Annotated in this window: 7 protein-coding genes; all 7 read left to right on the plus strand. The window is 37.5% G+C overall.

Going from position 1 to position 11,203, the window contains the following annotated elements; all coding sequences use genetic code 11:
* The first annotated feature begins 1,072 nt into the window (after window positions 1-1,072).
* The 7 genes from A1OE_RS03840 (at window position 1,073) to sucD (ending at window position 10,997) form a co-directional block, all read left to right on the plus strand.
* Window positions 1,073-2,056, plus strand: a complete 984-nt coding sequence (locus A1OE_RS03840) for an aspartate carbamoyltransferase catalytic subunit (RefSeq protein WP_044283304.1) — start codon at window positions 1,073-1,075, stop codon at window positions 2,054-2,056.
* Between the two features lie 16 nt (window positions 2,057-2,072).
* Entirely contained in the window at window positions 2,073-3,362 is a 1,290-nt protein-coding gene (pyrC, locus tag A1OE_RS03845) for a dihydroorotase (protein WP_015089127.1), read from the plus strand.
* Between the two features lie 56 nt (window positions 3,363-3,418).
* Window positions 3,419-4,018 (plus strand): glycerol-3-phosphate 1-O-acyltransferase PlsY, encoded by a 600-nt coding sequence (gene plsY, locus A1OE_RS03850; protein ID WP_015089128.1) that lies wholly within the window; start codon window positions 3,419-3,421, stop codon window positions 4,016-4,018.
* Window positions 4,019-4,816: 798 nt separating this feature from the next.
* Window positions 4,817-7,435: a type I DNA topoisomerase gene (topA, locus tag A1OE_RS03855; protein WP_015089129.1), complete on the plus strand. Its 2,619-nt coding sequence runs from the start codon at window positions 4,817-4,819 to the stop codon at window positions 7,433-7,435.
* A gap of 515 nt (window positions 7,436-7,950) precedes the next feature.
* Window positions 7,951-8,907, plus strand: coding sequence for a malate dehydrogenase (gene mdh / locus A1OE_RS03860; RefSeq protein ID WP_015089131.1), 957 nt, complete (start codon window positions 7,951-7,953; stop codon window positions 8,905-8,907).
* Between the two features lie 39 nt (window positions 8,908-8,946).
* Complete coding sequence (sucC, locus tag A1OE_RS03865; RefSeq protein ID WP_015089132.1) at window positions 8,947-10,116, plus strand: ADP-forming succinate--CoA ligase subunit beta; 1,170 nt, start codon at window positions 8,947-8,949, stop codon at window positions 10,114-10,116.
* The gene (sucD, locus tag A1OE_RS03870; RefSeq protein WP_015089133.1) at window positions 10,116-10,997 is read left to right on the plus strand and encodes a succinate--CoA ligase subunit alpha; all 882 of its coding nucleotides are present in this window, start codon (window positions 10,116-10,118) and stop codon (window positions 10,995-10,997) included. The genes sucC and sucD overlap by 1 nt, the downstream gene beginning before the upstream one ends.
* Window positions 10,998-11,203 lie beyond the last annotated feature (206 nt).

Here is an 11,203-nt window from a genome sequence, read left to right on the forward strand (position 1 = left end):
AAGTATATTGAATTTATCATCTATTTATAAATGATCAGTATCATAATTGCTTAAAATAAAAAATCATACGATCGTTAATCAATAATGTAAAAGCAAATTTTGCCTAGCGGATTAACAATATTATATGAAATAAGATAACTAACAAAATATTGCTTATATTTGTTAGTTATTAATCAAGATTGATTAATAACTAATTTACGACAAGAAACCTTCGGAGGTTGGGCATAATTGAAATATTTGCATTTTTAGTTATATGATATATTAGGCAATATGCTTGTTTGCAGATAGCTTTTGACAATGTCAAATATTTTACGCTAGTCAGAATATTAAATTATGAAAGCTATAATTTTAAAAAAAAACAAAGGATGCAATTACTGACATTTTAAATTAATAGTTTTTTTTTATACTTTATTTAGAGATTATATGACGAGAAGCGTTTGCTTGAAGAATGTCTATTAATACTATAGACCGAATCTTAGTGGAGATTTACGGATATAACTCTTTGATTTTAGATCATATTTTATAATAATTGCATTTCTTGCTGCGATAATTTTCGATTAATTAATAATGCTCAATAAAGTTATGAGCTGTTATTTTTTACTGCATTATCTAATCTATCTAATCAAATTTAAAAAATCATTTAATCAGTAAGATAATAATGTTCCTAAAGTAATTTGTTATTTTTGATTAGCTCAAAGAATTAAATTTATGTTTAACAAGCTAGGTGACCGAAAATTGTTCGTAGTACTGCAAAAAAAAATCAGCCTATATAAAGCTGGGTGTTGTCATTTTTGCCCGAAACCACAAGTGGTACATAATTCAAAATTAATTTTAGTTAATTGGTAATTTTGCTAGTTGGGTAAGTAGTTTTCATTAACAATAACTATCCAATGAAAAATTCTTTTCTTCCTAAAAACCTCGTGTTTGATATTTGTCTAAGCATAATTTAGAAATTATTAATCTAAAGTTAACTAGACAAACTACTAATAATTTTTAATGCACAATCGTACTAAAATAGTTTATAAATATTTTTTAGTTAATGCTAATACTAGCTATAATAAAGTATGATCTAATGATCAAAGTTATTTCACAGAATTCGATAATACCATCAGATCACAATCATCAAGTTTATCCGTATCATCACCTGCTTGGTATCGATGGACTTACTAGAGTAGATATTGATTATCTACTTAACCGGTCTGAATGGTTCGTTGAACATAATCGACAAATGGACAAAAAATGCACCAGCTTGCAGGGACGGACCATAATTAACTTGTTTTTTGAAAGTTCTACCCGAACCAGAACTAGCTTCGAGTTGGCTAGCAAGCGTCTTGGAAGTGATGTTATCAATATGTCAGTCGAATCATCTTCAATAAAAAAAGGCGAAAGTTTGATTGATACCGCGATGACTCTTAATGCGATGCATCCAGATGTTTTGATCGTACGTCATCCAGAATCTGGTGAGGTACAGTTATTGTCAGAAAAGGTTAAATGTTCGGTTATTAATGCGGGTGACGGTAGTCATGAGCATCCTACTCAAGCATTATTGGATGCCTTAACTATACGCCGGCGCAAGGGATATCTGGAAGGGTTAGAGGTTGCAATTTGCGGTGATATCACTCATAGTCGAGTTGCTCGCTCTAACATTTACCTACTGTTAATCATGGGTGCCCGGGTGCGCCTTGTCGCGCCACCTACTTTATTGCCCAGCAAAATTGAACGCATGGGGGTGGAGATCCACCACAACATGAAAAGCGGTATAGCTGGCTGCGATATTATCATGATGCTTCGTTTACAAAAAGAGCGGACGCGTGGATCATTTGTACCTTCCGCTCGAGAGTATTTTCGCTATTTTGGCCTTGATACAAAGAAACTTAAAACGGCTAAACCAAACGCGCTTATTATGCACCCCGGACCAATGAACCGTGGTGTAGAAATTGATAGCTTAGTAGCAGATGACATTAAACGCTCACTAATTCGTGAACAAGTAGAAATGGGCGTTGCTGTGCGGATGGCTGTCCTTGACCTTCTTATATCTAATCAAGCAAAAATTTAAATAAGAAAATTAATTAATGACAACACTTTACAATAATGCCCGACTGCTCGATCCAGCTAGCGGGCTTGACACGATGGGCGCGCTATTAGTGCACGAAGGCAAAATTGTTAAGGTAAGCGAAAAGGTATTTGTTGATTTATTACAAGTGGACGCTGATATTGTCGACTGTAAAGAACGCTGTCTCGCTCCCGGACTAGTTGATATGCGAGTACAAATGCGTGAACCGGGCAATGAGCATATTGAAACTATGTACTCGGCACAGAAGGCTGCTGTAGCAGGGGGCATAACCACTTTCGCTCCTCTACCGAATACTAATCCAATAATAGATGATGTTTCGTTACTTGAATTTGTGCAGCGAAGAGCCCTGGAAATTGGTCTCGCTAACGTACACCCTTATGCTGCGATCACTAAAGGACTAAGAGGCAGTGAAATAACAGAATTCGGAATGCTCGCCGATAGCGGAGCAGTCGCTTTCACTGATGCCAAGTACTCTGTCAGCAATTCCTTGGTAATGCGTCGAGCGCTATCTTACGCTAGCATTTTTAAACGCACGATAGTCCAGCATCCAGAAGATCCTTATTTAGCTAGCAAAGGATCAGCTAATGAAGGTGAGATTGCGACTCGGCTAGGATTATCTGGCATTCCGTCGATAGCAGAAGTGATAATGGTTGAAAGAGATTTACGATTAGTAGAATTAACTGGTAATAGTTATCATGCTGCGCACCTTTCTACGGCAGCGGCTATAGAAGCCATCCGTCAAGCAAAAAAAAGAGGATTACCAGTTACCTGTGAAACCGCTCCACCATATTTTGCACTCAACGAAGATGCTATTATCGGCTACCGCACATTTGCTCGGCTTTCCCCTCCCTTGCGTAGCGAACAAGACCGATTAGCAGTTGTTGCAGGCCTGGCTGATGGCACCATAGATGCTATAGCTAGTGATCATGATCCGCACGACCATAATAGGAAAGACGTTCCGTTCTCACAAGCAGTTTCCGGTGCCGTAGGATTAGAAACGCTACTGCCTATAAGTCTAGAGTTGGTTCACACTAAGGCTATGAAACTAATAGATTTACTACATAGACTAACTGTTGCTCCGGCACGTATCTTAGGGCTACCATATGGCACACTAAAACTAGGAGGAGACGCTGATTTAGTGATATTTGATTTAAACCGGATAGATAAGGTAACACCTGAGCGTTTTGCATCCAAATCCCGAAATACGCCATTTGACAAAAGACCGATAGAAGGTCGCGTCTGGCGAACAGTGTATCGCGGTAATGTGGTTTATGATGTGGAAAAATAAATTTTTGCAACGAAAAATTGGAACTTCATCTATAATCTATATCTGTCAAATTGATCATGTCTACATATGAGTTTTTCGCTGGTTTTGTAGTAGCGTATTTAATTGGTTCAATCCCTTTCGGGTTGATTATTACTAGGTATTTTGGCCTTAGTGACATTCGTTTAATTGGTTCTCACAGTATTGGCGCCACTAACGTTCTACGAACCGGTCACAAAAGTCTTGCATTAGTCACAGCGCTACTTGACAGCTGCAAAGGCAGCTTCGTAGTAATGAGTGGTTGGCAATTTGGGGATAGCATGGCTTACTTAGCGGCAATTTGGGTTGTTATTGGTCATTGTTTTCCACTCTGGATAAAATTTAAAGGCGGCAAAGGAGTTGCAACAGCTATCGGGGTATGGTTAGCCTTAGCTACTGATATTGGAGTTATCGTTTGTTTACTCTGGTTAATCATCGCTTTTATATTTCGTTATGCTTCAGCTGCTTCGTTAGCAGCTACAACCGTAGCACCATTGCTTGCATGGAATATGGGCAATCCTGCACTTGCTCAAGCTGGAATAGTAATCGTAAGTATAATATGGCTACGCCATTATCACAACATCTGCCGGATTATGGCCGGTTGTGAAAGCAAGATTACATTGTGCAAAAAAAAACAATAAAGCCATTAGTTTAATAAAAATTTTTTAGTTTTTCGTATAATGCAATTATTACTTTGCGCATTGACATAACTTCAATGCTTTCTTCTTATTAATTCAATGTTATCTCGCTTGCTGCATAAGTCCTTGATAAAATCGAAAACAGCAAGACTTAATTTCAATTAATTATTGAATAGCCTGATTCGATTCAAAATTTTTTTGTAAAGCCTCAATTACTTTTGGAAAATTTTGATAATAAATTATGATTAATTAAAAAAATTAAAAAAGCGATAAAGTAAATATACAATATAATTCTGAATATATTCGTATTCTTATTGTCGCCATAACTTACTTACTTTAATTTAATAGATTCGAAAAATTGCATTGGGTGTAAATAATTTCTCGATTAAGAGCCATTTTGCTATGGATACAACTAATCGATTCTAGGTTTTAAATTTAATTAAGAATAACCGGGCAATTAATTGCTTTAGATTTGTTGATGACTGATATCTAATACCTAATTACATATAAAAGCATTAACCTTTATTAACACTCAAAGAGCTAATGTTTTATCAACTAATTGTCAGTTAATTAACAATAAATAACTATAAAATAAGTTTACTTGTAAAAATGAATTTGAGAAAAATTAACTTTTTAAATGCATATTTAAAATATAAATGCATATTTAAAATATAATAAATAAACTAATTCATAATGACATAACATCATGTTATATTATGTATTTTGAATTTTATTCAAATCTAAATCTCCTATTTGTATATTGATAACAGTGCCAAATCTTAGAGAAGCGAGTAGTATGGCATGAATAACATAGTTGTCGTTGAGTCCCCAGCCAAAGCTAGAACTATCAATAACTATCTCGGTAAAGAATATTACGTATTAGCAAGCTACGGCCACATTTGCGACCTACCTCCAAAAAAAGGTTCAGTAAATCCAGAGCATGATTTTCACATGATTTGGCAAACTGATCAACGTTCTGAAAAACAGATAAAAATAATTGCCAAAGCCGTGAAAGGAGCAAAGCAACTCATCTTAGCAACCGACCCAGACCGAGAAGGTGAAGCTATAAGTTGGCACATCTGTAACGAATTAGATGCCCGCAAGGTACTTACTGGTGTCAAAGTCCAACGAGTTGCGTTTAATGCAATCACTAAAGACGCAGTTATGACTGCCATAGCTAATCCACGAAGCTTAAACCAAGATTTAATTAACGCATATCGAGCAAGACGAGCTTTAGACTATTTAGTTGGATTTACCTTATCGCCATTGCTCTGGCGGAAGTTACCTGGTGCCCGATCAGCTGGGCGTGTACAATCTGTTGCTTTACGGCTAGTTTGTGAACGTAATTCAGAAATCGAGAAATTTGTCGCTAAAGAATATTGGTCAATCAAAGCAATTTTTCGTACTAAAGAAAACGATACATTTAGCGCACTATTAACTAATTTAAATGGTAATAGCATAAAAAGATTTGACATAAAGTCAGAGGATGAAGCTAACGCTGCCATGGCTATTGTAGAGAAAGGAATGTTTCTTATAGACTCTGTAGAAAAAAGACTTGTCAAGCGTAACCCAAGTAAACCTTTTACTACTTCTACCCTACAGCAAGAAGCGTCAAACAAACTTGGATTTCGTACCACTCGTACCATGCAAGTTGCTCAATCTCTTTATGATGGTGTAAATATCGGCGGCGAGACTACTGGTCTTATTACTTACATAAGAACAGATGGCATACACATATCGGCGGAGGGAATAACCCAAATTCGTCAAACAATTAGCTGTGAATATGGCGAATACTATTTACCCAAGACACCAATAATTTACACCAGTAAGGCGAAAAATGCTCAAGAAGCACACGAAGCAATCCGACCAACCGATATCGCACGTACGCCAAATATGTTGTGCGCATATCTCAATCATGATCAATGGAAACTGTATTCATTAATCTGGAAGCGAGCTGTGGCGAGCCAGATGGCCAGCACTGAGCTAAGCCAGACTACAATCGATGTGAGAGATAAGAATAAACTCATTATTCTGCAGGCCACTAGTTCATTTATCACATTTGATGGTTTTCTTAAACTCTATCGAGAAAATTGTGAAACAAACAAGGAGACAAATCAAATTGATAGCGAATCCAATAAATCCCTCCCCAACCTTAACAACGGCGATATTGTTACCCAACAAAACGTCATCCCAACACAACACTTCACACAACCACCAACGCACTATTCAGAAGCAAGCCTTGTAAAAAAAATGGAAGATCTTGGAATAGGTAGGCCTTCCACCTATGCAAATATCTTGCAAGTATTGCATGATCGTGAATATGTTCGTCTTGATCGTCGTCGCTTTATGCCAGAAGATCGTGGGCGTCTAGTCACAACCTTTCTTTCCAGTTTTTTTAAGCATTACGTTGAATATAGTTTTACTGCCGATTTAGAAAATCAGCTTGACAATATATCCGACGGTCAGCTCGATTGGCGTCAAGTATTACGTGAATTCTGGAAAACATTTAAGTGCTTAGTAGATGACATCAATAAACTTTCTATTAGCGAAGTGCTTGAAAAGCTAGATGATGCTCTAGCAGATTACTTTTTCCCCAACGGTAACAATGAACATCAAACTCGCAAATGCCAAAACTGCCTTGATGGAACTTTGTCTCTGCGACTTAGTAAATTTGGTGCATTTATTGGCTGTTCTAATTATCCGGGATGTAAGTTTACACGACAACTCAGTGAAAGAAGAATTGCAAGCAAGGCGATTGACGACGAAAAAGAATACAATACTCTTCCTCGAATACTCGGCAACGATCCAGAAACAGGTAAGAAAGTTAGTATAAATAATGGCCCGTATGGCGTATATCTACAACTAGATCAGTCGAAAGAAAGATCAAAAGACAAACCTAAACGTACTCCATTGCCAAAACAAATCGCATTAGCCGATATTGATTTGGATACTGCTCTAGCTTTTTTGTCACTACCTCGCTTGATCTGCGAGCATCCAGAAACTAAGGAAATTATTCAAGCAGGTATTGGTCGATTCGGTCCTTACCTCAAACATGGTGAACACTATTTCAAACTGCCAAGTGATCATACTGTACTTACAATCGGCATCAACCAGGCAGTACAACTAATCTCTGAAAATGTGTCCAAGATAAACATTAAACGCTTGCTAGGTTATCATCCAAACGATGGTAAGCCGGTAATAATCCAAACAGGTCGATTCGGCCTATATGCACAACATGGGTCTTTACGTGCCAACTTGTCAAAAAAAGAAGAGATAGATAAGATCACTCTAGAAAAAGTGATTGATTTGTTGAATTCTAAAACAAAAAATATTCAAAAAGGTGATTGCAAAAAGATACCAACAAAGATCAGCAATCATAATTTAAACACGAAGAAAAAAAAGAATAAGAACATTTCTTAAAAAAAAATAAACTAACAGCTTGAAACAAGCCCATAGCCAAAAATGCGCTAAAGCAGTAGAAAGCTAAAAGATTATTTTTTGATTTCCCGATCAAAGAAAAAAAAAATCATTAACATTACGTGTGTTAAAATAACTTAATTATTTGCTAACCAAGTATTAATTTACGATTAAGAAATCAAATACGGGTTTTTCCATACTTAATTTAAGCTTTCCTATTATACGATGATGTCTTGCACAATAAAATATTCTCATCCGTCGCATGAAGTAGCGGTTTGTTTTTTATTGCTTGCCAAACAAATGAGAAATATTGATGTAAGAAAAATACTATCCATATTTTTTGGTGATTTATAACATGTTGGTGTGTTGCTTTTATCACTATATTGAGTTATTTTGTAGAAATGCACTATGCATTATTTAAACTCAATATTCGGTTTTGTATTTTACTTAATTATGCTTTATGCTTTACTTTCAAAGTTCTGTAGACGTTTAAGCTCAAAGCATGTGATAGGAAGATAATGGCTCGCAATAAAATTGCGCTCATAGGCGCTGGTAACATCGGTGGTACAATAGCACTTTTGTCCGGACTTAAGGATCTCGGCGATGTGGTTTTGTTTGATAACGTCGAAGGCTTACCGCAAGGTAAAGCGCTAGACATTGCTGAGGCTTCATCTATAGAAGGTTTTTCCTCCGTTTTTTCTGCGGCTAACAGCTATGATGCAATCGCTGGTGCTGAGGTAGTCATCGTTACAGCAGGTATTCGACGCAAACCTGGCATGAGCCGCGACAATCTGATTAATGCTAATGCCAAAATAATAAAATCCATAGGCGAAGGTATCAAATTCAATTGTCCGGAAGCATTGGTTATCTGCATTACTAATCCATTAGACGCTATGGTTGGATTACTTCAAACATACAGTGGTCTAGCAAAAAACAAAGTCCTTGGTATGGCAGGAACCCTTGATAGCGCACGCTTTCGTTACTTTTTAGCTAAAGAATTTGGTGTATCAGTCGAGGATGTAAGTGCCTTTGTTATAGGCAGCCATGGCGATACCATGGTTCCGTTGATTCGATATTCTGCAGTCGCTGGAATACCTGTTTCCGAACTAATTAAAATGGGGTGGTCGAACAAAAAAAGAATCGATGAAATTATTCAGCGTACACGCGATGGTGGTATCGAGATTGTCAACTTGTTAAAAACCAACTCAGCCTTTTATGCTCCAGCTTGCTCAGCTGCCCAAATAGTTGATAGCTATCTTAAGGATAAGAAAAGACTAATACCCTGTACTGCTTATGTAAGCGGCCATTATGGACTTGATGGACTTTATATAGGAGTTCCAATAATATTAGGTGGTAGCGGAGTAGAAAAAATAGTGGAAATAGAATTGAATGATGAAGAGAAAGAAATGTTTGATAATTCAATTAATGCCATAAAAATACTCAATCAGGCTGCTAACAAGGCATTATTGATTTAATAGATAAAATCGTTAGCACCTGATGGAAATTAGTGAACAATGAATATTCATGAATATCAAGCTAAGGCTCTTTTTGTTAAACATGGGATACCAGTGCCAAAAGGCGGAATAGCCTTCACTCCAGAAGAAGCTGTTAGATTAGCTAAAGATTTGGACGCTCAGATTTACGTGATCAAAGCTCAGATCCATGCCGGAGGTCGCGGTAAGGGAGGTGGAGTTAAAGTAGCTAAGTCAATCGATGAAGTTCGATACGAAGCTGAGAAAATGCTCAATATGAACCTAATCACAAAGCAAACTAAACCAGAAGGTCAAAGAGTAAAGTGTATATACGTCGAAGAATCCTCGAATATTGCTCGTGAACTTTACATCTCACTTTTAGTTGATCGTGCAACATCACGAATTGCCGTGATTGCTTCCAGCGAAGGTGGTGTAGATATTGAAGAGCTTGCCGAAAAAAAACCAGAAAAAATTCTGACTGTCTCAATAGACCCGGCAATTGGTATGGCTCAACACTACGCACGACGTATTGCATTTGTGCTTGGCTTTCGAGGCAAGCAAGTAAATTTTATGATAGAATTCTTAGCTAGATTGTATGACTTCTTTACTAGTTTCAATGTATTATTGCTGGAAATCAATCCGTTGATCGAGAATATTGCCGGTGATATAGTAGCTCTTGATGCAAAGATTGACTTTGATGATAGCGCTCTCTACCGTCACCAAGAGATTGCTACAATGCGCGATGAGGACGAAGAAGATCCGATAGAAGTCAAGGCGAATAAATATGGTTTGAACTATGTAAAACTAAATGGCTCAATTGGTTGCATGGTCAACGGTGCTGGTCTAGCGATGGCTACCATGGATATAATAAAGTTATACGGTGGTGAACCAGCTAATTTCCTTGATGTTGGTGGTGGTGCAACAAAAGAGCAGATTGCAGCAGCTTTCAAGCTTATCCTATCGGATAAAAATGTGAAAGGTATTATGATCAATATTTTTGGTGGTATTATGCGCTGCGATTTAATTGCCGAAGGCATTGTCACCGCAGCAAGAAAGATCAATCTGCATGTGCCTTTAGTAATACGCCTTGATGGTACCAACGTTGAAAATGGCAAGCAAATATTGTCAAACAGCGGTATGAAAATTATCTCCGCCGATACGCTAGAAGAAGCTGCTAGCAAGATAGTTAAAGCTGTGAGGGAATTCACATAATGGCTGTGTTAATTGATGAGAAAACTAGAGTCATTTGTCATGGATTGACTGGTAGCCAAGGTACCTTTCACACCCAGCAAGCTATTAAGTACGGCACTAATATGGTTGGCGGTGTCACTCCAGGTAAGGGCGGTGATATTCATCTTAATCTGCCAGTTTTCAATACTGTCAAAGAGGCAGCTGATAAAACTGGAGCTAACGCCAGCGTAATATACGTCCCAGCCCATGCTGCGGCTGACTCAATTCTAGAGGCTATTGCTGCTGAAATACCACTCGTCGTCTGCATTACTGAAGGTATTCCAGTAATGGATATGATTAAGGTTAAACGCTCCTTAATTGGCTCTAATACTAGACTAATAGGTCCTAACTGTCCGGGTGTAATAACACCAAACGCTTGCAAAATTGGTATAATGCCAGGATACATACATAGAAGAGGTAAAATTGGTATTGTATCCAGATCAGGTACACTAACATATGAAGCAGTTGCACAAACTACCGCTATAGGCTTAGGTCAATCGACTTGCATTGGTATCGGTGGAGATACTATTATTGGCACTAGTTTTATCGATATACTAGAAATGTTTTTAGCTGATGAAGAAACTAATGGAATTATTATGATCGGTGAAATTGGCGGATGTGCAGAGGAAGAGGCAGCTGAATTCCTGAAGTCAAACTATAATAAAAAGCCAATTACTGGATTTGTTGCAGGTATAACGGCACGTGCTGGGCGACGCATGGGGCATGCTGGTGCGATTATCTCAGGTGGCAAAGGGGGTGCAGAAAATAAGATTGAAGCTATGAAATCTGCAGGCGTTAATGTATCAAACAGCCCAGCTAAGATAGGTGAAACTATGATTGCTGCAATGAGTGGTACTAATTAGTAAAATCACAGCTGAGTTCTCAGTAGCCTTATTTATTTAGCTAGTACCAATGACTAGTCAACGTCATTTTTTTCAGGCCAGAATATCAAATGAATATTATTAATTCATTTGATATAACAATCAGGTCAATGCATGTATTCCTGGCCGGTGGAGCTGCAAATGTAGTTTTAAAATACTACACAGCAATCGGATAGGTGGTGAAGACA

It is taken from the genome of Candidatus Endolissoclinum faulkneri L2, assembly GCF_000319385.1.
In the GTDB taxonomy this organism is placed as follows: Bacteria; Pseudomonadota; Alphaproteobacteria; order Thalassobaculales; family Thalassobaculaceae; genus Thalassobaculum; species Thalassobaculum faulkneri.

Excerpts from the sequence above, each read along its gene's own strand:
- A1OE_RS03840 (WP_044283304.1), top strand. The coding sequence starts at position 1,073 with ATGATCAAAGTTATTTCACAGAATTCGATAATACCATCAGATCACAAT.
- pyrC (WP_015089127.1), top strand. The coding sequence starts at position 2,073 with ATGACAACACTTTACAATAATGCCCGACTGCTCGATCCAGCTAGCGGG.
- plsY (WP_015089128.1), top strand. The coding sequence starts at position 3,419 with ATGTCTACATATGAGTTTTTCGCTGGTTTTGTAGTAGCGTATTTAATT.
- topA (WP_015089129.1), top strand. The coding sequence starts at position 4,817 with ATGAATAACATAGTTGTCGTTGAGTCCCCAGCCAAAGCTAGAACTATC.
- mdh (WP_015089131.1), top strand. The coding sequence starts at position 7,951 with ATGGCTCGCAATAAAATTGCGCTCATAGGCGCTGGTAACATCGGTGGT.
- sucC (WP_015089132.1), top strand. The coding sequence starts at position 8,947 with ATGAATATTCATGAATATCAAGCTAAGGCTCTTTTTGTTAAACATGGG.
- sucD (WP_015089133.1), top strand. The coding sequence starts at position 10,116 with ATGGCTGTGTTAATTGATGAGAAAACTAGAGTCATTTGTCATGGATTG.